This window comes from Devosia sp., from assembly GCF_036676215.1.
GTDB lineage: Bacteria > Pseudomonadota > Alphaproteobacteria > Rhizobiales > Devosiaceae > Devosia.
The window spans coordinates 1-21,698 of sequence record NZ_JAKFDJ010000207.1 but is presented as its reverse complement, the minus strand read 5'-3'; the positions used below and the strand labels follow the sequence as shown (position 1 = coordinate 21,698).

General features: G+C 64.2%; 27 protein-coding genes. 18 read left to right on the top strand and 9 right to left on the bottom strand.

Translation table 11 applies throughout. The features are described 5' to 3' along the window. Positions 1–206 precede the first annotated feature (206 nt). Positions 207–923 carry a gamma-glutamylcyclotransferase gene (locus V6M52_RS17080; RefSeq protein ID WP_332692339.1) on the top strand — a complete coding sequence of 239 codons (717 nt, stop codon included), beginning with the start codon at positions 207–209 and terminating at the stop codon, positions 921–923. Positions 924–981: 58 nt separating this feature from the next. Beyond that, positions 982–2,247 (top strand): diaminopimelate decarboxylase, encoded by a 1,266-nt coding sequence (gene lysA / locus V6M52_RS17075; protein ID WP_332702012.1) that lies wholly within the window; start codon positions 982–984, stop codon positions 2,245–2,247. A gap of 80 nt (positions 2,248–2,327) precedes the next feature. On the opposite strand, the gene V6M52_RS17070 is transcribed toward lysA, so the two are convergent. Beyond that, entirely contained in the window at positions 2,328–2,738 is a 411-nt protein-coding gene (locus V6M52_RS17070) for a response regulator (RefSeq protein ID WP_332692345.1), read from the bottom strand. Then, positions 2,738–3,583: a zinc-ribbon domain-containing protein gene (locus tag V6M52_RS17065; protein ID WP_332692348.1), complete on the bottom strand. Its 846-nt coding sequence runs from the start codon at positions 3,581–3,583 to the stop codon at positions 2,738–2,740. The genes V6M52_RS17070 and V6M52_RS17065 overlap by 1 nt, the downstream gene beginning before the upstream one ends. 221 nt (positions 3,584–3,804) lie before the next feature. On the opposite strand from V6M52_RS17065, the gene ftsE reads away from it, so the two are divergent. The 7 genes from ftsE to V6M52_RS17030 all read left to right on the top strand — a co-directional run bounded on the left by ftsE (position 3,805) and on the right by V6M52_RS17030 (position 9,186). Further along, positions 3,805–4,467: a cell division ATP-binding protein FtsE gene (ftsE, locus tag V6M52_RS17060; RefSeq protein ID WP_332692351.1), complete on the top strand. Its 663-nt coding sequence runs from the start codon at positions 3,805–3,807 to the stop codon at positions 4,465–4,467. Continuing rightward, the gene (locus V6M52_RS17055) at positions 4,460–5,389 is read left to right on the top strand and encodes a cell division protein FtsX (protein ID WP_332692353.1); all 930 of its coding nucleotides are present in this window, start codon (positions 4,460–4,462) and stop codon (positions 5,387–5,389) included. Before ftsE ends, V6M52_RS17055 begins: the two co-directional genes overlap by 8 nt. 84 nt (positions 5,390–5,473) lie before the next feature. Then, positions 5,474–6,274: a lysophospholipid acyltransferase family protein gene (locus tag V6M52_RS17050; RefSeq protein WP_332702010.1), complete on the top strand. Its 801-nt coding sequence runs from the start codon at positions 5,474–5,476 to the stop codon at positions 6,272–6,274. Positions 6,275–6,409: 135 nt separating this feature from the next. Next, the gene (locus V6M52_RS17045) at positions 6,410–6,754 is read left to right on the top strand and encodes a hypothetical protein (protein ID WP_332702008.1); all 345 of its coding nucleotides are present in this window, start codon (positions 6,410–6,412) and stop codon (positions 6,752–6,754) included. 209 nt (positions 6,755–6,963) lie between these two features. Then, positions 6,964–7,143, top strand: coding sequence for a 50S ribosomal protein L32 (gene rpmF / locus V6M52_RS17040; protein ID WP_240230970.1), 180 nt, complete (start codon positions 6,964–6,966; stop codon positions 7,141–7,143). Between the two features lie 119 nt (positions 7,144–7,262). Next, a complete protein-coding gene (fumC, locus tag V6M52_RS17035; protein WP_332702006.1) occupies positions 7,263–8,663 on the top strand; it encodes a class II fumarate hydratase in 1,401 nt (466 codons plus the stop codon). A gap of 67 nt (positions 8,664–8,730) precedes the next feature. Continuing rightward, positions 8,731–9,186: a hypothetical protein gene (locus V6M52_RS17030; RefSeq protein ID WP_442881880.1), complete on the top strand. Its 456-nt coding sequence runs from the start codon at positions 8,731–8,733 to the stop codon at positions 9,184–9,186. 4 nt (positions 9,187–9,190) lie between these two features. On the opposite strand, the gene V6M52_RS17025 is transcribed toward V6M52_RS17030, so the two are convergent. From V6M52_RS17025 to gloB, 3 genes are all read right to left on the bottom strand, one after another. Continuing rightward, positions 9,191–9,442: a hypothetical protein gene (locus V6M52_RS17025; RefSeq protein ID WP_332702004.1), complete on the bottom strand. Its 252-nt coding sequence runs from the start codon at positions 9,440–9,442 to the stop codon at positions 9,191–9,193. Positions 9,443–9,588: 146 nt separating this feature from the next. After that, the gene (locus V6M52_RS17020; RefSeq protein ID WP_332702002.1) at positions 9,589–10,131 is read right to left on the bottom strand and encodes a GNAT family N-acetyltransferase; all 543 of its coding nucleotides are present in this window, start codon (positions 10,129–10,131) and stop codon (positions 9,589–9,591) included. Positions 10,132–10,133: 2 nt separating this feature from the next. Beyond that, positions 10,134–10,901 (bottom strand): hydroxyacylglutathione hydrolase, encoded by a 768-nt coding sequence (gene gloB / locus V6M52_RS17015; RefSeq protein ID WP_332702000.1) that lies wholly within the window; start codon positions 10,899–10,901, stop codon positions 10,134–10,136. A 106-nt stretch (positions 10,902–11,007) separates the two neighbouring features. Here gloB and V6M52_RS17010 point away from each other — a divergent pair, with 106 nt between their 5' ends. From V6M52_RS17010 to V6M52_RS17000, 3 genes are all read left to right on the top strand, one after another. Continuing rightward, positions 11,008–11,739, top strand: coding sequence for a methyltransferase domain-containing protein (locus V6M52_RS17010; RefSeq protein WP_332691926.1), 732 nt, complete (start codon positions 11,008–11,010; stop codon positions 11,737–11,739). Between the two features lie 70 nt (positions 11,740–11,809). Beyond that, positions 11,810–12,907: a histidinol-phosphate transaminase gene (gene hisC, locus V6M52_RS17005; protein WP_332701997.1), complete on the top strand. Its 1,098-nt coding sequence runs from the start codon at positions 11,810–11,812 to the stop codon at positions 12,905–12,907. After that, entirely contained in the window at positions 12,904–13,875 is a 972-nt protein-coding gene (locus V6M52_RS17000) for a prephenate/arogenate dehydrogenase family protein (RefSeq protein WP_332691920.1), read from the top strand. The genes hisC and V6M52_RS17000 overlap by 4 nt, the downstream gene beginning before the upstream one ends. Positions 13,876–14,044: 169 nt before the next feature. Here V6M52_RS17000 and V6M52_RS16995 read toward each other — a convergent pair whose 3' ends face one another. Continuing rightward, positions 14,045–15,016, bottom strand: a complete 972-nt coding sequence (locus V6M52_RS16995; RefSeq protein ID WP_332691917.1) for a DUF2125 domain-containing protein — start codon at positions 15,014–15,016, stop codon at positions 14,045–14,047. Positions 15,017–15,197: 181 nt separating this feature from the next. Here V6M52_RS16995 and V6M52_RS16990 point away from each other — a divergent pair, with 181 nt between their 5' ends. Next, positions 15,198–15,737, top strand: a complete 540-nt coding sequence (locus tag V6M52_RS16990) for a gamma-glutamylcyclotransferase (RefSeq protein WP_332691914.1) — start codon at positions 15,198–15,200, stop codon at positions 15,735–15,737. Here the strand turns inward: V6M52_RS16990 and V6M52_RS16985 are convergent. Next, positions 15,734–16,450, bottom strand: coding sequence for a transglycosylase domain-containing protein (locus V6M52_RS16985; protein ID WP_332701995.1), 717 nt, complete (start codon positions 16,448–16,450; stop codon positions 15,734–15,736). The genes V6M52_RS16990 and V6M52_RS16985 overlap by 4 nt on opposite strands. 178 nt (positions 16,451–16,628) lie before the next feature. Between V6M52_RS16985 and V6M52_RS16980 the strand changes: the two genes are divergently transcribed. Genes V6M52_RS16980 through V6M52_RS16970 form a run of 3 tightly spaced genes read left to right on the top strand, consistent with a single transcriptional unit; the run spans position 16,629 to position 18,652 of the window. Next, positions 16,629–17,531: a polyprenyl synthetase family protein gene (locus V6M52_RS16980; RefSeq protein WP_332701993.1), complete on the top strand. Its 903-nt coding sequence runs from the start codon at positions 16,629–16,631 to the stop codon at positions 17,529–17,531. 1 nt (position 17,532) lies between these two features. Further along, positions 17,533–18,168 carry an MOSC domain-containing protein gene (locus V6M52_RS16975; RefSeq protein WP_332691906.1) on the top strand — a complete coding sequence of 212 codons (636 nt, stop codon included), beginning with the start codon at positions 17,533–17,535 and terminating at the stop codon, positions 18,166–18,168. Positions 18,169–18,178: 10 nt separating this feature from the next. Next, positions 18,179–18,652, top strand: coding sequence for a YbaK/EbsC family protein (locus V6M52_RS16970; protein WP_332701992.1), 474 nt, complete (start codon positions 18,179–18,181; stop codon positions 18,650–18,652). A gap of 467 nt (positions 18,653–19,119) precedes the next feature. Here V6M52_RS16970 and ispG read toward each other — a convergent pair whose 3' ends face one another. After that, positions 19,120–20,361, bottom strand: coding sequence for a flavodoxin-dependent (E)-4-hydroxy-3-methylbut-2-enyl-diphosphate synthase (gene ispG / locus V6M52_RS16965; RefSeq protein WP_332701991.1), 1,242 nt, complete (start codon positions 20,359–20,361; stop codon positions 19,120–19,122). Between the two features lie 122 nt (positions 20,362–20,483). Between ispG and V6M52_RS16960 the strand changes: the two genes are divergently transcribed. Both V6M52_RS16960 and V6M52_RS16955 read left to right on the top strand, forming a co-directional pair. Beyond that, complete coding sequence (locus V6M52_RS16960) at positions 20,484–20,693, top strand: DUF4287 domain-containing protein (protein ID WP_332701989.1); 210 nt, start codon at positions 20,484–20,486, stop codon at positions 20,691–20,693. Between the two features lie 86 nt (positions 20,694–20,779). Then, positions 20,780–21,073, top strand: coding sequence for a YkvA family protein (locus tag V6M52_RS16955; protein WP_332701987.1), 294 nt, complete (start codon positions 20,780–20,782; stop codon positions 21,071–21,073). 169 nt (positions 21,074–21,242) lie between these two features. Here V6M52_RS16955 and V6M52_RS16950 read toward each other — a convergent pair. Then, positions 21,243–21,698: biotin/lipoyl-containing protein (locus V6M52_RS16950; protein ID WP_332701985.1), on the bottom strand; the 456-nt coding region annotated here is incomplete at its 5' end.

The following is a 21,698-nucleotide window of genomic DNA, read 5'->3' as shown; positions in this document are numbered from 1 at the left end:
CCCATGGCGATGGCGGGGTTGAATGAATCGCGTTTAGCCCCGATCCTCCCTTCTCCCCTTGAGGGAGAAGGTGCCCGAAGGGCGGATGAGGGGTCAGCGGTCCCGCCGCATTCCCAATATGCGGAAACAACCCCTCACCCGTCTCGGCTGCGCCGATCCACCCTCTCCCTCAGGGGGAGAGGGATGCCGACCGAGGATTTTGTTGCATGCCCAAGAACTCCCGACAGATGCGCCTCACCGAGCGCCATGTCGGCTATCTGCAGCCGCAGAATCTCACCGACGAAACGCCGCCGCCACCCGCGGGCATGCGCGCTGCCACGCCGGACGACTATGTCAGCACCATCGACGCCCTGCTCGGCCCGACCCGCAGCGACGAGGTCTGGATCTTTGCCTATGGCTCGCTGATCTGGAAACCCGCCTGCGAATTCGTCGAAATGCGCACCGGCCTCGTCCGCGGCTGGCATCGCGCCTTCTGCCTCGGCTGGAACAATCGCTTTCGTGGTTCGGATGCCAATCCCGGCCTGATGCTGGCGCTGGACCGCGGCGGCGCCTGCAATGGTGTGCTCTACCGCCTGCCACCCGGGCGGACCGATGAGGCCATGACCAAGCTCCTGGAGCGTGAAATGGGCTGGCTGCCCTCGCCCTTCCCGCCGCGCTGGGTCAATGTGAAAAGTGGCGAGCGCGCCATCCGAGCCCTCACTTTCTGCATGGACCGCAATTCGGGCCGCTATGTCTCCGGCCTTTCGGTCGAAGCCATTGCCGATGTCCTCGCCACGGCCGTGGGATCGCGCGGCTCGATGGCGGAATACCTCCATGCCACCGTGCAGCACCTCGAAGACATCGGCATCCACGACCCCCACCTCTGGCAGCTGCAGGCCCTGGTCGCCGACCGCATCGAGGCGGCTTATGAGGCTGATCGATAAGTCTTGCTTTTGTTTTCCGGTGCGCTGGAATAGAGCCTAGGCACTTCCGACGGAGCCCATGGCCTTGGTCCACCATTTCGAACATCGCGACGGCACACTCTATGCCGAGGACGTCAATCTGAACGACCTCGCCGCCAAGGTGGGCACGCCCTTCTATGTCTATTCCAGCGCCACGCTGCGCCGGCATGTGCGGGTGGTCAAGGCGGCGTTTGAGGGCATCCCGACCCTGCTCGCCTATGCCATGAAGGCCAATTCCAATCAGGCTGTGCTCAAGCTCATGGCCTCCGAAGGCGCCGGCGCCGACGTGGTGTCGCTCGGTGAGCTCGAACGGGCCCTCGCCGCCGGCATCAAGCCGGAGATGATCGTCTTTTCCGGCGTCGCCAAGACCGTCGCCGAAATGCGCCGCGGGCTTGAAGCCGGCATCAAGTGCTTCAATGTCGAGAGCGAGCCCGAGCTCGAGCGCCTCTCCATGGTCGCCGCCGGTATGGGCCTGACCGCCAAGGTGTCAGTGCGCATCAATCCCGATGTCGATGCCCGCACCCATGCCAAGATTTCGACCGGCAAGGCCGAGAACAAGTTCGGCATTCCCTATGCCCGCGCCCATGAAGTCTATCGCCATATTGCCGACCTGCCCAATGTCGAGGCCGTTGGCGTCGACATGCATATCGGCAGCCAGATTACCGACCTCGAACCCTTCGGCAACGCCTTTGGCCTGATGGCCGAACTGGTCAGGACCCTGCGGGCCGACGGGCACAGGATCGACCATGTCGACATCGGCGGCGGGCTCGGCATTCCCTACCATCACGACCAGGAAGCCCCGCCGCACCCCGAGGCCTATGCCACGGTCGTGCGCGACAAGATCGGCCAGCTCGGCTGCACCCTGGTGATCGAACCGGGTCGCCTGCTCGTCGGTAATGCCGGTATTCTGGTCACCAAGGTGGAATATGTGAAGCAGGGGGTCACCAACTTCGTCATCGTCGACGCGGCAATGAACGATCTCATCCGCCCCACGCTTTATGAGGCCCACCACGATGTGGTGCCGGTCAATCACTCCAACCTCGCCCCGATCACCGCCGACATCGTCGGCCCGGTCTGCGAGACGGGCGATTATCTGGCCAAGGCCCGCACCATGCCTGGCGTCAAGGAAGGCGATATGCTCGCGGTGATGAGCGCCGGCGCCTATGGCGCGGTCATGGCCTCGACCTATAATTCCCGCGCACTGATCCCCGAAGTGCTGGTCGACGGCGACCGCTTCCACGTCATCCGCCCGCGCAAGTCGCTGGACGAGCTGATCGCCCTCGACAGCGTGCCGGACTGGCTCTGACTTCACCTCTCCCTCGAGGGAGCGGTCGGCGGCGCAGCCGACGGGTGAGGGGGCCTTCCCCAAAAACCGCGTTGGGCTTCCTATTGCAGCTGGGCCTGCCGGCCCAGCGACAGCACTTCCACCGGCTTGCCCACCAGCGCGTCATCCACCTTGGCCAGCAGGTCGGCCAGCGTGAACGGCTTGGTGATGACGTCGTAGATCAGCGCATCAAGCCCATGCGCCCGCTCGCGCTGATCGGCAAAGCCGGTCATCAGCACGATGATCATGTCGGGAAATTTGGCCGCGACATGGAGCGCCAGCCCGATCCCGTCCATGATCGGCATCTTGATATCGCTGAGCAGCAGGTCGAAACGTCCCGCTTCGGCCTCCGCCGTCTCGGCCGCCAGGCCGCCATCTTCCTCGGCGACGACCTCATGGCCTTTCATGGTCAGGGCGCTGACCACGAAGGCGCGCACGGAAGGGTCGTCTTCGGCTACCAGAATGCGGGCCATCAATCATGCTCCGGAGTGGAATTTGCGGTCACACCGGATGTTATGTCCGGCGCGCTCCGCACGTCTTGTCCGCCGGCAAAGCTGAGGCGAACGCGCGTCGCCTCGCCCGGCGGCATGGTAAGCTGGGTATCGAAAGTCGAGCGTTCGCCAGCCATCAGGTCCCGGACCGATGGGGTCACGCTCCACTCGTAGATCCCCTCGCCCTTGGCATTGAGCAGCGTCACCACCACCGAGGGCACGACGACCGGATCGCGCTTGATTCCCACGATCTGCGCCGAGACGACCAGCACTTCCTTGCCGTCGCGCAGCGTGCGCAGAGTGGTCACGTCGGAGAAGTCGAGCCCCACCACATTGACGCCCAACCCTATCGCTTCGTAGACGCCGGCCATCTCCGGATAGCGCTCCACCACCTGCACCCGCCCGAAATAGGCGGTCACAGCGAGCCCGCCGAGCAGCACGACGGCAGCGACGCGCAGGGTGCGCCGCAGCCGGGCCAGCGGCAGGTCCGCCACCATGGCGCTCTGCCGGCGCGTGAAATCCTGCTGCCGCTTGCGCAGCACGGCGGCCTCGGCTTTGCCCGCCTGCTCCTGTTCCAGCGCCAGGCGTCTGGCGATCTCGGCTGCAAATGTGCGCTCTTCGGCGGCCATGGCATCGTCGAGGCCATCCTCGGCCATCGCCTCGAACGCCGCTTTCTGTTCGGATGTGGGCAGGTCCGGCTCCGGATCCAGCGGGCGCTGCTGCCAGGCCTGCTGGCAATGCGCGCATTGCACCTTGCGACCGGCCGAGCCGATGGCCTCATAGGTCACCTGGTACTTGGTCTCGCAATGGGGACAGGTGATGATCATCGGGCCAGACACTAAGGGGATACGGACGTTTCGCCGGTGACCCTAGAGGGCGGGAGTTAAAACTCCTCAAACCCATACCCGGCCCTCACGCAATCCACCACATTTGTGCCCCTTTCATACCGGCAAGGACACCGCCATGCGCATGCGGCACCCATGGCTGTTATGATGCGCGCACGTTTTGATTCGCGTCGGCCGCGGACCAATTGGGGAGCCAAGCACTCTTGATCGAGTTTTCCGATGTCGGGCTACGCTACGGCAATGGTCCGGAGATACTGCGGGACCTGACTTTTTCGGTCGAACCGGGGTCGTTCCATTTCCTGACCGGCCCGTCCGGCGCCGGCAAGACCTCCCTGCTCCGCCTGCTGCTGCTCTCGCTCAAGCCTTCGCGTGGCCGCGTCACCATGTTCGGCGAAGATGTGAACAATCTCAGCCAGGATCGCCTGCTGCAGATGCGCCGCCATATCGGCATCGTCTTCCAGGAATTTCGCCTGCTCGACCATCTGACCACTTTCGAGAATGTCGCCCTGCCGCTGCGCGTGCTGGGCCAGCCCGAGAGCGAATACCGCCCCAATGTCACCGAACTGCTCGAATGGGTGGGCCTGGGCGAGCGCATGAATGCCCTGCCCTCGCTGCTGTCGGGTGGCGAAAAGCAGCGCGCCGCCATTGCCCGCGCCGTCATTGCGCGGCCCAAGGTACTGCTGGCGGATGAACCGACCGGCAATGTTGACCCCGACCTGTCGAGCCGCCTCGTCCATCTCTTCGCCGAGCTCAACCGCACGCTGGGGATGACCATTATCCTCGCCACCCACGAATTGCCTTTGCTCGACAAGTTCAACTATCCGCGCATGCTGCTGAGTAAGGGCGAGCTGGTGATCCATGATTGAGCGCATCCTCGCCGTCATCCCCACCCGCAAGGGCGCGGCGCCCATCGTCCCCGAAAAAAGCGTCGCCGGCCGCACCCTGCTGCTGCTGATCACCATCATGAGCTTTCTCTCGGCGGTGACGCTGGGCGGGGTCGTGCTGGTGCAGAAATCGGCCATTGCCTGGTCGGCCGATGTCGGGCGCGAGGTCACCATTCAGCTTCGTCCCGTCGAGGGCGAGGTGATGGACTCCAATCTGCGCACTGCGGTGTCGCTGGCCCAATCCACCCCGGGCGTGGCCTCGGCCCGAGCGCTCACCATCGAGGAAAGCCAGCAGCTGCTCGAGCCATGGCTCGGCGCCGGCCTCGATCTCACCGCCATCGAAATTCCACGCCTCGTCGTGGTGCAACTCGCCGACCCCGCCGAAGCCGATATCGAAGGGCTGGAGCGCAATCTGGCCGCCGTCCAGGGCGCCAGCCTTGATACTCACGCCGCCTGGCGGCAGCAGCTCAACACCATGGCCGGCACCATCGTGCTATCGGGCCTGCTGGTGCTGATCCTGATCGGCGCCGCGACCGTGCTGGCTATTGTCTTTGCCACGCGTGGCGCCATGGCGACCAATCGCGAGATTGTCGACGTGCTCCACTATATCGGGGCGTCCAACAAATTCATCGCCGGCGAATTCCAGGGGCGATTCTTGTCCATCGGCCTGCAGGGCGGCCTGCTCGGCACGCTTGCGGCCCTGCTGTTCTTCGCCCTGGTCGGCACCGCCGCCGGCAATATGCTGTCGAGCGAAGCCGGCGCCCAGGTCGGCGTCTTGTTCGGCCGCTTTGCCCTGGGCATGGCCGGGATTATCGGCATTGCCGCTGTGGTGCCGGTCATCGCCGCGCTCACCGCCATCACCTCGCGCGTCACCGTGCGCCGCTTCCTTGGCGAGACCTCCTAGCCTTGCATTGCCGGGAACGCCCTCGCCAAGCCGGCATTTGCCCGCTATGACGCTCGAAAATGCGGCAGGCCGCGGGAGAGACTAATGGCAATCGTGCAGGCGGTGCGGACGGCGCTGTTCTATTTCATCTTCATCGGCCAGACCGCCATCATCGCCATCGTCATCGGCACTACCGCCCTGATCAGCGGCCGTACCCCGCTAAGCTGGGCCCTGGCCGTCTTCTGGTGCCGCTCCAATCTGGCCTATCTGCGCGCCATAACCGGGGTCAAGACCAAGGTCAGCGGCGAGGAGAACATCCCCGAAGGCGGCTGCATCATCGCCGCCAAGCACCAGAGCGATTGGGATGTCTTCGCGATCTTTCCCTATACGGGGCGCCCGGCCTATATCGTCAAGAAGGAGCTGATGCGCATTCCCTTCTTTGGTTGGGCCGCACGCGCGCTCGACTGCATTGAGGTTGACCGCAAGCGCGGCGCCGAAGCCGTTCCGCTGATGATGGCGCAGGCCCATGCCGCCATTGAACGCGGCTGCCGCATCGTCATCTTCCCCGAAGGCACTCGCAAGGCACCGCTTGCGCCTGCCGACTACCGCCAGGGCATCGTCCGGCTCTATATGGAGCTCAAGGTGCCCGTGGTGCCAGTAGCGCTCAATTCCGGCCTGTTCTGGGGCCGCAACAGCCTCATGATCTGGCCCGGCACCGCCGAAGCAAAGTTCCTGCCTGCCATCGAGGCGGGCCTTGCGCCCGACATTTTCCTCGAACGACTCAAAAAAGCCATCGAATCCGGTTCCGATGAACTGATTCTCAAGGCGGCCGAACAGGGCCTTGCCCGCCCCGCCAGCCCCGAGTTCCAGGCCAAGCTCGACGCAATCAAGCAATCGCGCGCATAGGCCCCTGACCACTACATATTGACGAAACATCCAAACTCCACCATACATCTAGTCATCGAACGCAGAACCGCTTGACGTCTATCCGATTTTGTTCTATTTTTGTTCTTGTTCGATGATCGCTGGAGATGGCGTGAAATGGCTGGCACTGTCGAGAACAACGTCCTGATCCATGGTTTTGGCCGGCTCAGCAATTGGCAGGGCCGCTCTGGCCGGACCTATGGAATGGTCAGCGAGAATTTCGACCATTTCGCCATGGGCGATGCCGATCTCTATCTCATCGCCAAAGGCAGCCATGTGCTCTGGGTTGGCTCGACCAACGAACTGGTCAGCGATCCGATGAGCCGCACCCGCTTCCGTCTGGCGCTTGATTGTGCCGACCGCGCGTTCCGCCTGTTGTCCCCCGCCGCCGCCGCCCAGCGGCTGGCCACCATCTGGGATCTCGAAGGCGCCGAACCGGCAGCAGGCGCCCAGGCTGCATAGGCGGCATGGCCTGGCCGGTGCCATTCGCCAGCTCCACCCTCCCGCTTGTGGGAAGGGCGCCGACAGGACCTCAAAAGTCCCGCGCGACTCCTGCAAAACCCCCTAGCCAAGGCCCGATACTTGCTCTATAGAGCCGGTCAATCCCTTACAGAGATGAACTCTCTGGGCCGCTCCCGCGGCGCAACGATATTGAATTCGGAGTACCGACCATGGCAGTGCCAAAACGAAAGACCTCGCCGATGAAGCGTGGCTTCCGCCGCTCGGCCGACGCTCTTGCCACCGCATCCTATGTTGAAGACAAGGATTCCGGTGAGCTGCGCCGTCCGCATCACGTCGACCTCAAGACCGGCATGTATCGCGGTCGCCAGGTTCTCGACGTCAAGAAATAAAACGAAAGACGAGGCGCGCCTTGCGCTCGTTTCTGTTATGCCGACGGCCGATCCCTACCAGGGTCGGCCGTTTTGCTTTGCCTGCCGCCGGAAAGAGCGGCCAATACCGGAGTTGAGCCATGAGCATGCGCGTTGAATCGGACACGATGGGCACCATCGAGGTTCCGACCGATAAATACTATGGCGCGCAGACGGCCCGCAGCCTCGCCAATTTCGACATTGGCGGGGAAAAGATGCCCAAGGAAATCGTCACCGCCTTTGGCGTGCTGAAAAAGGCCGCGGCCTTGGCCAACCACAAGCTGGGCCTGCTCGACGAAAAGACCCGCGACCTCATCGTCGCCGCCGCCGACGAGGTGATCGCCGGCAAGCTGGACGATCACTTCCCGTTGGTGGTCTGGCAGACCGGTTCGGGCACCCAGTCCAATATGAATGTCAACGAGGTCATCTCCAATCGCGGCATCGAAATGGCCGGCGGCACCATGGGCTCCAAGAAGCCCGTGCATCCCAATGACCACGTCAATATGAGCCAGTCATCCAACGACACCTATCCCACGGCCATGCACATTGCCGCGGTTGAGGCGTTGGAAAACTATCTCTTCCCGCGCGTGGCCCTGCTCCGCGACACGCTCCACGCCAAGGCCGAGGCCTATATGGACGTGGTCAAGATCGGCCGCACCCATCTGCAGGACGCCACGCCCCTGACCCTGGGCCAGGAGATCAGCGGCTGGGTCGCCCAGATCGACTATGCCATCGCCGCCATCAAGGTGAGCCTGCCCCAGCTCAAGGAACTGGCCCTGGGCGGCACCGCCGTCGGCACGGGGCTCAACGCCCATCCCGACTATGCCGTGGCCGTGGCCAAGGAAATCGCCACCCTCACCGGCCACGACTTCGTCACCGGCCCCAACAAGTTTGCCCTGCTGGCCGGGCATGATGCCTTTGTCGGCACCTCGGGCGCCCTCAAGCAGCTCGCCGTGGCTTTCATGAAGATCGCCAATGACGTGCGCTGGCTGGCCTCGGGCCCGCGCTCGGGCCTGGGCGAAATCATCATTCCGGAAAACGAGCCCGGCTCGTCCATCATGCCGGGCAAGGTCAACCCCACCCAGTCCGAAGCCATGACCATGGTAGTCGCCCAGGTCATGGGCAATGACGCCGCGATTGGTTTCGCAGCGAGCCAGGGCAATTTCGAGCTCAACGTCTTCAAGCCCGTCATCGCCTACAACTTCCTGCAGACCGTCCGCCTGCTGGCCGATAGCGCCAAGTCGTTCAACGACAACTGCGCCATCGGCATCGAGCCCGACCGCGCGCGGATCAAGGAACTGGTCGACAAGTCGCTGATGCTGGTCACCGCGCTCAACCGCAGGATCGGCTATGACAACGCCGCCAAGATCGCCAAGACCGCGCACAAGAACGGCACCACCCTGCGCGAGGAGGCCATCGCCCTGGGCCTGCTCACCGGCGAAGAATTCGACGCCGAGGTAAAGCCCGAGCAGATGGTCGGTCCGCTCAAGCTCAAGAAGTAAGCGCCGTCTATCGAAGCACCGGACAATCTGGCATGTTCGGCCAAACGCCACTCGAGGAGAGTTTGCCTTGGTCGAACATGTCTATGTGCCGCCCGCCGGCGCGCGGCCGTCAAAGGGCCCCTTCATTCCGCCTCTTCTGGTGATTCCGTTCCTCGTCTACAATGTGGTGGCATTCCTGTTCCTGGGTGGCCTTCCGGCCGGCTGGAACAATACCATCTTCACCATCGCCATGGTCTCCGGCACGCCCTGGGCCGTCTCGCTGGGCGACCTGCTGATCATCGGCTCGCTGGTGCTGCTGTTCCTCGAACTGCTCAAGTCCACGCGCATCGGCACCGTCTCCATCGTCGAGCACATGCTGTCGATGGGGCTTTTCGTGGTGATTCTCGTGGAGTTCCTGCTGGTGGGCGCGGCCTCCAGCACAGCCTTCTTCATCCTGCTCGTCATGGCCCTGATCGATGTCGTAGCGGGCTTCACCATGTCGATCACCAGCGCCACCCGTGACATGTCGATGGGTGGGCACTGAGTCTTTAGGCGACGATACTGGTTCGGTAGCCCATCGGCATCCGCTTCACCGCAACCTTGGCGCCGTCGGCATAAGCCCCTATGGCGCCTTCCGCACTGTCCCGGCGGCGGCTCCGCTGCGGCGGCAGATGGTTGCGTTCGGCCAGTAATTGGCTGACGAAGGCAGCCCCCGTCTCGTTGCGCTGCAAGGACGGCCGCGGACGCGCAGCGCCAACCAGCACGGGCAGTCCGCCAGCTTTGGTATCAGAATTGGCCATTGCGTGCCTCGCTTGTCTCAAAGCGGGCCAGCCTGTCTCACAATGAAACACATGATCTGGCCCTATGCTCTATTAGGAGCAATCGGCGTGCCAGATGATAACGCTTTTTTAACGCTTTGGGCTTCCAAAGCACGGCATGGTTAAACTCAATCGAGCGTGAGGCGCATGACATGGCGCCGCTTTCCCTCGCGGCCCACCGCTTCGAACCCCTGCCGCTCGAAAGCCGGAACAAAACCCATGAACCGGTAGCTCGGCGAATCGGGATCGACCGGATAGGCCTCCAGCACCGCGGCACCTTTCTCCCGGGCATATTCGGCTGCGGCGGCAATGAGTTCGGCGCTGAGGCCCGTCTTGCGCAGGCTCCTGGGCACGAACATGCAGGTCAGCGACCAGACCTTCAGCTCATCTGCAGACCCGCCAAGGCTACGAAACGTCTCCTTGGGCGCCACCGAGACCCAGCCCACCGGCATGGCGTCGCGATAGGCCAGCAGGCCGACCTGCACCTTGCCTTGGATGCGTCCGAGCATCTGCCGGTGACGGCTGCCGCTCCTGGTATCCTTGAGTTCTTCGCTGGTCGCCCGCCAGGCCATGCACCAGCAATATTTCGGCGCACCCGGCGCGCCGAACAAGGCCTCGAAATCGCCGACATTGCTGGCCGTCACCGGCCTGAACGTCAGCTTGCCCGGCATGGCTAGAAATTATCCTTGCCCTTGCGGATGGCGGCGAACACCTCGTCCGGGTCCGCGCCTTCCAGCCCGAAATGCCGCGCCAGAACCGGATCGTCGGCCCGCAGGAACGGGTTGGCCGCCTTGTCCTCGCCCAGCGAGAAGGGAATGGTCGCCTTGCCCGCCGCCCGCAGCGCCGTCACTTCGGCCGCCCGCCTTTGCAGTGCGGCATTGTCTGGATCGATCGAGAGCGCGAACTTGGCGTTGCTGGCGGTATATTCGTGCCCGCAATAGACCAGCGTGTCGTCGGGAAATTCCCGCAGCGCCTTGACCCCTTCCCACATCGGCCCGGGTGTGCCCTCGAACATGCGGCCCACCCCGAGCGAGAACAGCGCATCGGCGGTGAACAGATGCTTGCCCACCCTGTCGTGAAAGACGATGTGGCCCAGCGTATGCCCCGGAGCGTCATAGACGTCGAACGCGGTCTCACCCAGCGTCACCGTGTCGCCCCCGGCGACCAGCACGTCGAGCCCGGCGATCTTGTCGGCCTCCCCGCGCGGTCCGACGACGCGGGCTCCGAATTCCGCCTTGAGCTCGGGAATGGCTTCCACATGGTCGATATGGTGGTGGGTGATGAAGATGTCGGTGAGGTTCCAGCCGCGATGGAGCAGGGCATTCTTGATCGCGGCCGTTTCGGGCGCGTCGATCGCCCCGGTGCGGCCGGAAGCGGTATCGTGCACCAGATAGCCGAAATTGTCGCTCCGGGCCGGGAACACATCGACGATCAGACTCATGGCACCACTCCTGGGACAATAGAACAGCTTGAAAGCTAGGTGCGCCGCCCCCCCATGACAACCAGCCAATTGGACAAGTCTTTGGGAAACCGGCAGAGTTGTGCCCATGACCGCCGACGTCACCCGCCTCATTGCCTATTACAAATCCCCCCTCGGGCGCATTTCGCGCGCCTTGGTGCGCGAACAGGTCATGGGCCTCGCCGAAGACGTGCGCGGCAAGCGCGTGCTGGGGCTGGGCTTTGCCACCCCCTATCTGCGCTTTACGCTCGATGACGCCGAACGCGTACTGGCCTTCATGCCGGCCCGCCAGGGGGCTTCGGCCTGGCCGCGCGAAGGCCCGTCCCACACCGTGCTCTGCGATCCGCTGGAAATGCCGCTGACCGATGCGGCGATTGATCTCACCATCGCTATCCATGCGCTCGAGCACGTCGCCGACGCCGAGGAACTGATGCGCGAACTCTGGCGCATCACCGCGCCCAACGGGCATCTGGTCATGGTGGTGCCACGCCGCCGCGGCATCTGGGCACAACGCGACAATACCCCCTTCGGTGCGGGCAATCCCTATTCGGGCGGCCAGCTCGACAAGCTCCTGCGCGACCACAGCTTCGTGCCCGAGGCCTGGCGGGATGGCCTGTTCGTGCCGCCCTTCCAGTCCTCGCTGGTGCTCAAATCCACGCGCCTCTTCGAGCGCGCCGGCAGGCTGTTGGGCCCGGCCATGAGCGGCGTCATCTGCGTGCGCGCCCGCAAGGAGGCCTTCCCCGCCGTGCCGCGCCGCAAGCGCGAGGAACGCTTCGTCCGCGTACCGGGCATGAACACGGCGACGGCGCGACAGGGCTAGCGCATTCCGCTTTGCCTTCCGCCCGCGCTTTGACTATGGTCCGCGCGGTTTTTCCGCCCAGATTGGCATCATGTCCGACGACACAATCCGCCCCGTTCCGCAGCCCGGCATTCTCGACATCGCGCCCTACATGCCCGGCAAGTCCGGCGCACCGGGCAGCAATGCGGTCAAGCTTTCGGCCAATGAAAGCCCCTTGGGCGCCAGTCCTAAGGCGATGGAAGCGTTCCGCGCGGCCGCTGACCACCTCGATATTTACCCCGAGGGCTCGTCGCGAATCCTGCGCACCGCACTGGGCGAGGTGCATGGCATCGACCCCGAGCTGATCGTCTGCGGCAATGGCTCGGATGACCTGCTGCACCTGCTGGCGCAATGCTACCTGGGAGAGGGCGACGAGGCGGTCATGAGCCGCTACGGCTTTTCGGTCTATCCCATCATCACCCGGGCAACCGGCGCGGCCATCATCATGGTGGACGAGGATGACTATACCGCAGATGTCGACGCGCTGCTGGCGGCCGTGACCCCGAAGACCAAAGTCGTCTGGCTGGCCAACCCCAATAACCCCACCGGCACCTATCTGCCGGACGCCGAGATCCGGCGGCTGCATGCCGGCCTGCGCCCCGATATTCTCCTGGTCATCGACAACGCCTATGCCGAATATGTGACGGCCGAGGATTTCACCGTGGCCGCCGACCTCGTGGCTGAGGCCCAGAACGTCGTCATGGTCCGCACCTTCTCCAAGATGGGCCTGGCGGCGGCGCGCATCGGCTGGATGGTCGGGCCGGCGCCTATCGTGGACGCCATCAACCGCATTCGCGGCCCCTTCAACGTCAATCTGCCGGCCCAGCTGGCCGGCGCCGCGGCGGCACGCGATGTCGAATTCACCGCCCGGCTCAAGGCGCATAATGCGCAATGGCGTGACTGGATCACCTCCGAGCTCGATTCCAACCACATCCATGTCGTGCCCAGCCAGGCCAATTTCGTCATGGTGCTGTTCCCCGATGCTGACCACGCCGCCCTCGCGTTCCAGACCCTGATGGAGCGCGGCCTCATCGTGCGCGAGATCGGCGCGTCCTACGGCATCCCGGACGGGTTGCGCATTTCCATCGGTTCCGAACAGGCGATGCGCGGCGTCGTCGGCATTCTCAAGGCATTGGTCAAAATCGCATGACTGTTCACTTTCGCAAGCTGGCCCTGATCGGTATCGGGCTTATCGGTTCCTCCATCGCGCTGGCCGCGCGGCGCCAGGGGCTGGTCGAAGTCATCTCCATTGCCACCCGCAAGCAGGAGACGCTGGACGAAGCCCGCGAGCTCGGCCTGGGTGACATCTACACGCTCGACGCCGCCGAGGCCGTGCGCGGCGCCGATCTGGTCATCCTGTGTACGCCGGTAGGCGCCTATGACAGCGTGATCCGCACCGTCGCCCCGGCGCTGGAGCCCGGCGCCATCGTCTCCGATGTGGGCTCGGTCAAGGGCCATGTGGTCAAGGCATTGGAATCGCATATTCCCGCTGGCGTCAGCCTGATCCCCGGCCACCCCATTGCCGGCACCGAGCATTCCGGCCCCTCGGCCGGCTTTGCCGAACTCTTCTCCGGCCGCTGGTGCGTGCTGACACCCGGCCCCGAGGTCGATCCCGCCCAGACCGAAAAACTCGCCAGCTTCTGGCGCGCCATGGGCAGCCAGGTCGAGATCATGGATGCCGCCCACCACGACATGGTGCTGGCCATCACCAGTCACATCCCACATCTGATCGCCTACAATATCGTGGGCACCGTGGCCGATCTCGAGGCCGCCACCCAGTCCGAAGTCATCAAGTTCTCGGCCTCCGGCTTCCGCGACTTCACCCGCATCGCCGCCTCTGATCCGGTGATGTGGCGCGACGTGTTCCTGACCAATCGCGATGCAGTTCTCGAAATGCTCGGCCGCTTCTCCGAAGACCTCAGCGTGCTGCAGCGCTCGGTCCGCCTGGGCGATGGCCCGGCGCTCGAAGCCATGTTCACCCGCACCCGCGCCATCCGCCGCTCGATCATCTCGGCCGGGCAGGAAACCGCCGCGCCCGATTTCGGCCGCCCCCACGAAGCCCCGCCCGTACCCGACGTGCCTTTCGTGCGCGAACACGGCGGCGGGGATGATGCCTGAGCGCGACCCGAAGGGAAAAATCGCTCCAGTGGAGCGATTTTAGCGCGCAAGGCCATGAGGGCTAAGCCCGAATGGCACGAAGCCGCATCGTACTCGGCTCTGTTTCCCCCGAGGCTTCAGTAGACCTCATGGTGAGCTTGTCGAACCACGAGGTCGTGGCACGGCGCGATCAATACAGCGGCGGCACCGCCGCGATCGGCACCAGCCCCGAATAAATCCCGCCGGCCCGGAAATTGAGCTGGTTGGCATGCGACCCGTCGGGGGCGGGCGTGCCCAGCACCAGCGTACGCCACGGCTCCTCGATCAGCGGCCCGATGCGCTCGGCAACGCCCGTTGAGGTCACCGCGATCTGCCCTTCCGGAGCTCCCTGCGCGTCGAGCCGCAGCGCGCCACTGGCATCTAATGTTGAGCCGGCATCGGTGCCGCGGATGGAAACCACCTTCAGCTCGCCCCCCGCCTGCTGCAGCGCGGGCAACACCAGCGGATCGCTCCAGTTGCGCACGTCGTCCGGCAGGCCGGACAATTCGAGTTCGATTTCCGCATTGGTGTCCGCCAGGGTCAGCCCGGGCCAGGCCACATTCTGCGCTCGCCCAAAGAGCGCCAGCGCCGCCACCTGCCGTTCCGCATCGTGCTGCTCGGGAATGTCGAACAGATGCACCTCGACCACGGGGCTCTGCGCGATGACAGCATCGCCGAACAGCGTATCGGACCACACCACATCCTTGCCCGACACCGAAGCGCGGGCAATGCGCCAATTGTCGAGCCGCACACTGGCTTCCATGCCCGACCAGGCCACCGCATTGCGCGTTCCGGTGAAACTGTCGGTCAATTGCAGCGGACCGAGCGCCGAGACCAACATGTGGGTGGGCGCATAGACGCGCACGCTGGCCCGAATGCCGGGCATGTCCACGCTGACATCGCCACTGACAATGCTTGCATTGCTGCAATCGATATCGAAGCGGAAAGGGAAGCCGCCGATACCCAGCGCCTCACAGGCGAGACTGGGCGTCGTGACCCCATCAGCCGATGCCAACACCTCGATATTCTGCCGGACCATCCCGGCCAGCACCAGCCAGGCGGCACTCCACAGGATGATCACGGCCACGACGACGCTGCCGAGAATGATGATTCGTTTCTTCATGACGGGCAGTCATACCTTCCTCGGCAGGCGGACTAAAGTGTCATCGCCGCAGCCTGCATTTCATTGCCGGTAAATCCGGGTCGCCTTATGATCGCATGGCTTCTATCCAGAGCCCGCAATTGCCTCGCGCGGCAAGCTTGCCTAGGTTTCTGTTCAGGTTATGGCGATGCAAAGCTCAGATATGACAGCGACCCATTGGGTCTTCGGTTACGGTTCCCTCATCTGGAATCCCGGCTTCGCCCATGTCTCGGCGCAGCAGGGCCTGCTCCGGGGCGCCCACCGGAGCCTGTCCATCGTTTCCCACCATCATCGCGGCACCATCGAGCAGCCCGGCCTCGTCTTCGGCCTGACACGTGGCGGCTCCTGCCGCGGCATGGTGTTCGAGGTGGCCGACGGCGACTGGCTGGATGTGCGGGCCTATCTGCAGGAGCGCGAGCAGGTGACCGCGGTCTATCGCGACGTTATGCGTCCGGTGCATCTGGCCGATGGCCGCACCACCCGCGCCCTGACCTTCCTGGTCGACGAACGGCACGAGCAGTTTGCCGGCCGTCTGAGCCTCGAGCAGCAATTGGCCATGGTCCGCGCCGGCGTCGGGCTTTCGGGCCGTAATGTGGACTATGTGCTCAATACCGCCCGCCACCTCAACGAATTGGGAATCCGCGACCGCCAGTTGATGGCGCTGGCCGAACTGCTGCTACGCGACGGGGCCGCAGCCGCCTAGAGCGCCAACCGCCCGCCCTCGCCCACGCAATTGGCGCGCGCCCCGAATTCAGCCACCCGCGCCTCGATGATCCCGGCGATGCGCAGCATGCCGGCCGAAGGGCGGCCCGGCTGCCGCAGCATGGGATTGGGCAGCGCCGTCACCAATAGCGTTGCGCTGCGCCATTCCAGGTTCTGCGGCTCGACGCCGAAAGCCCGCTGCGCCCCGGCGGCCACGCCGAATTGCCCCTCCGGGCCCCATTCGGCAATGTTGAGGTAGATTTCCATGATCCGCTGCTTGGGCATTAGCAGGTCGATATAGAGCGCCAGCGGCACTTCGAGCGCCTTGCGGACAACGCTCTGCCCATTCCACAGGAAGAGGTTCCGCGCCACCTGCATGGTGATGGTCGAAGCGCCCCGCGCATCCTCCCCGGCCATGAAGTTCTCGACCTCATCGCGCAGTGCGCCCAGATCGACACCCCAGTGCCGGCAGAACTGGCCATCTTCGGAGAGGATCACCGATGCCTTGAGGCGATCCGAGATATCGCCCAGATCGCGCCACGCGCGCACCACCGGCCGGCCCGTCACATAGCGCTCCAGCATCGGTACCGAAACCGGATCGACCACGAGATAGACCGGTGTGAGAACGAGCGGGACGGCCACGAGAAGGACGAGGGCAATGCCGATGCCGCGCAGAATGCGCCAGATGCCCTTGGGTTTGCGTCGTCGTGCCATGCAACCCCAATAGCGGACGACACCCACACATTCCAGTGCCACGCCTCGTGGTTCGACAGGCTCACCATAAGGTCTACTTTGAATGAGGTGGTCCAGTAGACCTCATCCTGAGCCTGTCGAAGGACGAGGTCGTGGCAGCACCTTGCCGCCGCGCATATGACCGGCTAGCAACATGCCCATGTATGATTTCGCTGCCGACATGACCGACTGCGCCAACGCCGTGGAGAGGGCGCTGGACCATCAGCTCGATGCCGCGCGCCTCTCCGGCCCCGGTCCGGCCGCCGACCGGCTGGTCGCGGCCATGCGGCACGGCAGTCTGGCCGGCGGCAAGCGGCTGCGCCCCTTGCTGCTGCGCCAGGCGGCAGCGCTCTTCACCATTGCACCGGACCAGGCCCTCACGGCCGGGCTCGCGGTCGAAATGGTGCACTGCTATTCGCTGATCCACGACGATCTTCCGGCCATGGATGATGACGATCTGCGCCGCGGCCGCCCCACCGTGCACAAGGCCTATGACGAGGCCACGGCGATTCTGGCCGGCGATGCCCTGCTCACCCACGCCTTTGGTCTGCTCGCCGATCCCGCCTGCCATCCCGATCCCGCGGTGCGCATCGCGCTGGTGACCGAACTGGTCGCCGGCTCGGGCGCCGGCGGCATGGTGGGCGGGCAGATGCGCGATATCGAGGGCGAACAGGGCGGCTTTTCGGGTGATGACATCTCGACCATGCAGGCGATGAAGACCGGCGCCCTGATCCGCGCCAGCGTGCGCATGGGCGCGATCCTCGGCGGCGCCGACGCGCGGGCGCTGTCAGTGCTCACCGCCTATGCCGAAGCGGCTGGACGCGCCTTCCAGCTCGCCGACGATATCCTCGACGTCACCGCCACGACCCAGGCCATGGGCAAGGCCACCGGCAAGGATGCGGGCCTGGGCAAGCAGACCCTGGTGGCCCAGCTCGGTATCGATGGCGCCAGGGAGAAGCTGAACCAGATCGTGGGCGAAGCCTTGTCGGCGCTGCGCACCTTTGGTCCGAGGGCTGACGGCCTGCGCAGCACCGCCCGCTATTTCGCCGCCCGGGAGCACTGAGATGGCCATCCTGCTGAGCGTCAACCTGGGCAAGCCCGAACCCATTCCCGGCAAATCGGCGCTGACCGGCATTTTCAAGCGACCCGTCGAGGGTCCGGTCGAGATCGCTGCCCAGGGGCTCAAGGACGATGCCATCATCGACCGCAAGCACCATGGCGGGGTCGATCAGGCCATTTATGTCTATTTTGGCGATGACTATGAGTGGTGGTCAGGCGAGTTGGGCAAAACCGTCGCCCCCGGCACCTTCGGGGAAAATCTCACCATCGGCGGCGTCGAGGGACGCCAGGTCGCAGTGGGCGACCGCTTCGCCATCGGCGCCGTCCTGCTCGAAGTCACCTCGCACCGCACCCCCTGCGCGGTGTTCGCCGCCCGCATGGGCGATCCGGGCTGGGTCAAGCGCTTCCACCGCGCCGGCCGCCCCGGCGCCTATTGCCGCGTGATCGAACCGGGCATGGTCGAAGCCGGCAAGCCGGTCAAATATCAGCCCTTTGCCGGCGAACGCACCACGGTCGCCGAGCTCATGGCGCAGGACGGCATCCGCGAGATCGACCCCGCCTTCATGCGCCGTGCCCTCACCGCCCCCCTGCATTACAAAATGCGCGCCGATTTCGAAAACCGCCTCGCCCGCCTGTTGTGAAAGCGTCCCGATGAGCCTCCAATCCGTCCAGGCCGACCTGGCCGCCCGCGCCCCCGATCTAGTCGTCGAAGTCACCACCGATTCCACCGCCACTGTGCAGACCGCCGCTTTAGTGCATGGTTGCGAACCTGGCCAGATCGCCAAGACATTGTGCATCCGCGTCAATGGCGAGGTGCTGCTGCTGGTGACCCGCGGCGATGCGCGGCTCGACAATGCCAAATCCAAATCCGCCTTCGGCGGCCGCCCCCGCATGCTGGGCGCCGAGGAAGTGGCGGAACTGACCAGCCACCAGGTCGGCGGCGTCTGCCCGTTCGGCCTGCCCGGGCCGCTGCCGATCCATCTGGACGCCTCGCTAAAAGTCTATGACGAGGTGATCCCGGCGGGCGGGGATACCCATGCCTCGGTGCGATTGAGCGTGGACCGGCTGGCCGAGCTATGCGGCAACAGATGGGTGGACGCCTGCCAGCCGCCCTACCTAGAGTAAGTAATTGTTCTGACAACGCTTGAGATCGAGACTGGGCCGATGTGAGCGGCCTCAATGGCGGGCATTAGGTCGTGCCCATACAGGTTCAGTGCCTTCCAGACCTGCAGCAGGGCCTCGCTTCCAACGACATTTTTGGCCGTAGACATCCTATCGATTTCTATCCAGACTGCGCTTGTCCACCTAGAAGGACAGGGGACAAATTCATACCAATTGGACGATGGACAGCGACGCTCATAGTCGTCTGGCTGGAAGTCACTAAAGTCAAACAGACTTACCCCTCCCAAATGCCTTACAAGGGAATAATGTTCTGGCCCACCGCCCGTATGCCAACGGTCATGATCGTTGATTTCCGGTTCGGGCAGTATGGCGCCAGCAGACAAAATCCGATCGTAGCGTTCGGCGCTGGTTACGTGCCAAAGCCCGCCACCCAATCTCGACGCTATGAATTCTCGGCCCAGACTAGTCACTCACTCCGCCGCCGACTTCTGCCCAGCGCCGAACTTGCGCTCGATGTAATCCGCCACCATCACCTTGAACTGGTCCGCCACATCGGCCCCGCGCAGGGTCGCGACCTTTTCGCCATCGACGAAGACCGGCGCGGCCGGGGTTTCGCCCGTGCCCGGCAGCGAGATGCCGATATTGGCGTGCTTGCTCTCACCCGGGCCATTGACGATGCACCCCATCACCGCCACCGACAGCGTCTCCACGCCCGGATAGCGTTCGCGCCATTCCGGCATCGAGGCCGAAAGGTGGTCCTGGATATCCTTGGCCAGGTGCTGGAACGTGTTGGACGTCGTCCGGCCGCAACCTGGGCAGGCGGCCACTACCGGCAGGAACTGGCGAAAACCCATGGTCTGCAGCAGCTCCTGCGCCACCTTGACCTCGGTGGTGCGGTCGCCGCCCGGTTCAGGCGTCAGCGAAATGCGGATCGTGTCGCCGATCCCCTGCTGCAACAGGATGCCCATGGCGGCCGACGAGGCCACCACGCCCTTGGTGCCCATGCCGGCTTCGGTGAGGCCGAGATGCAGCGCATAATCGCAGCGCGCCGCCAGATCCTGATAGACCGCGATCAGGTGCTGCACATCCGAGACCTTGGTCGAGAGGATGATCCTGTCCCGGCCCATGCCCAGCTCCTCAGCCCGCTGCGCCGACAGCAAGGCCGACTGGATGATCGCCTCGCGCTGCACGGCAGCCGCCGAAATCGGCGCCGCCGACGCGGCATTTTCGTCCATCAGCTTGGTGAGCAATTCTTCATCCAGCGAACCCCAGTTCACCCCGATGCGCACCGGCTTATTGTAGCGGTTGGCAATCTCGATCAGCGTCGAAAACTGCGTATCGCGCTTGGCCTTGAAGCCGACATTGCCCGGATTGATGCGGTACTTCGCCAGCGCCTCGGCACAGGCCGGATGGTCGGTCAGCAGCTTGTGGCCGATATAGTGGAAATCCCCCACCAGCGGCACGTCATAGCCCATGAAGGCCAGCCGATCGCGGATGATCGGCACGGCAGCGGCGCTCTCGTCGCGGTCGACGGTAATGCGCACAATCTCCGAGCCGGCGCGCGCCAGTTGCATCACCTGCTTGACCGTCGCATCGATATCGGCGGTATCGGTATTGGTCATCGACTGCACGACGACGGGCGCCCCGCCGCCGACCAGCACGCCGCCGATATCCACACCCACCGATTGCCTGCGCATTACCGGGCCAGCCATCAAACACCTCTGAACTTCTGAGGGAGAAATAAGCCCGCCAGCCTAGAGACGCAATGTTTCTCGATTGTGTCGAAGCGACGCTGCGCGGATCGTCGTCTGCCTGAACACGCAAGGAGACCGCCATGAGCTTCCAGGCCTATCTCGACAACATCGAAAAACAGACGGGCATCGGTCCCGACGAATTCATCCGCCTCGCCACCGAGAAGGGCCTGACCAGGCCCGGCACCAAGGCGACGCCGATCACCGACTGGCTCAAGGCCGACTATGGGTTGGGCCACGGCCACGCCATGGCGATCGTCAAGCTGCTGCGCGACCGGGGCGTGCTCACCTGATTGCGGAATGACCGACACGCCGAACAACGCGATCGCCCAGCCCTTGAACCATCCCTAGTCGGGCCCATTTATGGAGCATGATCAACATGCTCCTCCCCCGCCTCGTTCTGTTCCGCAAGGAAGTCGTCCAGCTCTGGCAGGCCTTCTTTGCGCCCGAAACCCCGCTCTTTTTGAAGGCCGCAACGCTGTTCGTTGCCTTCTACCTGGTCAGCCCGATCGATCTCATGCCCGACTTTATTCCCCTCGCGGGCTGGATCGATGACATCATCCTGGTGCCCATGATGGTGAGCTGGATCGTCAGCCGCCTGCCGATCAAGGTTCGGGCGGATCACCGCGAGCGTAATGGCCAGACCATCGACGGACGGGCGCGCCGGGTTTAGGTTTCTGCTTCCCTCTCTCCCCTTGAGGGAGAGGGATAGAAAATCCGCGTTCAGCGGATTTTCAAGGGTGAGGGGTGCTGCGCCATCCCATGCTTTGATGCTCGCGGATTGCGCAGTACCCCAAATCCGCCCTTCGGGCACCTTCTCCCTCAAGGGGAGAAGGGAAGGGTCATTCGAACCGCACCAGCAAATCCTTGGCGTCGATCTGGTCGCCCGGCTTGATCAGCAGTTCCGCGATCACCCCATCCACCTCGGCATGGATGGCGGTTTCCATCTTCATCGCCTCGATCGAGCAGATCACGTCCCCGGCCGTCACCGACTGGCCCTGCTTGACCGCCAGCGTCGAGATGACGCCCGGCATGGGCGCACCCACCTGCTTGATGTCGCCCGGCACGGCCTTGGCCCGCACCTTGATCTCGCCCGCCTTGAGGCGATCGGGCACCACGATGGTGCGCGGCTGCCCGTTGAGGTCGAAGAACACCCGCACTTCGCCCTTCTCATTGGTCGGCGCGCGACCGAGATATTGCAGCACCAGCGTCTTGCCCTTCTCGATGTCGACGAACAGCTCGTCGCCTTCCGAGAGGCCATAGAAATAGACCGGCGTCGGCAAGACTTCCGTGGGGCC

Bases quoted from the DNA above. Each gene is read 5' to 3' on its own strand.
- V6M52_RS17080 (WP_332692339.1), top strand. From the start codon at position 207: ATGCCCAAGAACTCCCGACAGATGCGCCTCACCGAGCGCCATGTCGGC.
- lysA (WP_332702012.1), top strand. From the start codon at position 982: ATGGCCTTGGTCCACCATTTCGAACATCGCGACGGCACACTCTATGCC.
- V6M52_RS17070 (WP_332692345.1), bottom strand. From the start codon at position 2,738: ATGGCCCGCATTCTGGTAGCCGAAGACGACCCTTCCGTGCGCGCCTTC.
- V6M52_RS17065 (WP_332692348.1), bottom strand. From the start codon at position 3,583: ATGATCATCACCTGTCCCCATTGCGAGACCAAGTACCAGGTGACCTAT.
- V6M52_RS17055 (WP_332692353.1), top strand. From the start codon at position 4,460: ATGATTGAGCGCATCCTCGCCGTCATCCCCACCCGCAAGGGCGCGGCG.
- V6M52_RS17050 (WP_332702010.1), top strand. From the start codon at position 5,474: ATGGCAATCGTGCAGGCGGTGCGGACGGCGCTGTTCTATTTCATCTTC.
- V6M52_RS17045 (WP_332702008.1), top strand. From the start codon at position 6,410: ATGGCTGGCACTGTCGAGAACAACGTCCTGATCCATGGTTTTGGCCGG.
- rpmF (WP_240230970.1), top strand. From the start codon at position 6,964: ATGGCAGTGCCAAAACGAAAGACCTCGCCGATGAAGCGTGGCTTCCGC.
- fumC (WP_332702006.1), top strand. From the start codon at position 7,263: ATGAGCATGCGCGTTGAATCGGACACGATGGGCACCATCGAGGTTCCG.
- V6M52_RS17025 (WP_332702004.1), bottom strand. From the start codon at position 9,442: ATGGCCAATTCTGATACCAAAGCTGGCGGACTGCCCGTGCTGGTTGGC.
- V6M52_RS17020 (WP_332702002.1), bottom strand. From the start codon at position 10,131: ATGCCGGGCAAGCTGACGTTCAGGCCGGTGACGGCCAGCAATGTCGGC.
- gloB (WP_332702000.1), bottom strand. From the start codon at position 10,901: ATGAGTCTGATCGTCGATGTGTTCCCGGCCCGGAGCGACAATTTCGGC.
- V6M52_RS17010 (WP_332691926.1), top strand. From the start codon at position 11,008: ATGACCGCCGACGTCACCCGCCTCATTGCCTATTACAAATCCCCCCTC.
- hisC (WP_332701997.1), top strand. From the start codon at position 11,810: ATGTCCGACGACACAATCCGCCCCGTTCCGCAGCCCGGCATTCTCGAC.
- V6M52_RS17000 (WP_332691920.1), top strand. From the start codon at position 12,904: ATGACTGTTCACTTTCGCAAGCTGGCCCTGATCGGTATCGGGCTTATC.
- V6M52_RS16995 (WP_332691917.1), bottom strand. From the start codon at position 15,016: ATGAAGAAACGAATCATCATTCTCGGCAGCGTCGTCGTGGCCGTGATC.
- V6M52_RS16990 (WP_332691914.1), top strand. From the start codon at position 15,198: ATGACAGCGACCCATTGGGTCTTCGGTTACGGTTCCCTCATCTGGAAT.
- V6M52_RS16985 (WP_332701995.1), bottom strand. From the start codon at position 16,450: ATGGCACGACGACGCAAACCCAAGGGCATCTGGCGCATTCTGCGCGGC.
- V6M52_RS16980 (WP_332701993.1), top strand. From the start codon at position 16,629: ATGTATGATTTCGCTGCCGACATGACCGACTGCGCCAACGCCGTGGAG.
- V6M52_RS16975 (WP_332691906.1), top strand. From the start codon at position 17,533: ATGGCCATCCTGCTGAGCGTCAACCTGGGCAAGCCCGAACCCATTCCC.
- V6M52_RS16970 (WP_332701992.1), top strand. From the start codon at position 18,179: ATGAGCCTCCAATCCGTCCAGGCCGACCTGGCCGCCCGCGCCCCCGAT.
- ispG (WP_332701991.1), bottom strand. From the start codon at position 20,361: ATGGCTGGCCCGGTAATGCGCAGGCAATCGGTGGGTGTGGATATCGGC.
- V6M52_RS16960 (WP_332701989.1), top strand. From the start codon at position 20,484: ATGAGCTTCCAGGCCTATCTCGACAACATCGAAAAACAGACGGGCATC.
- V6M52_RS16955 (WP_332701987.1), top strand. From the start codon at position 20,780: ATGCTCCTCCCCCGCCTCGTTCTGTTCCGCAAGGAAGTCGTCCAGCTC.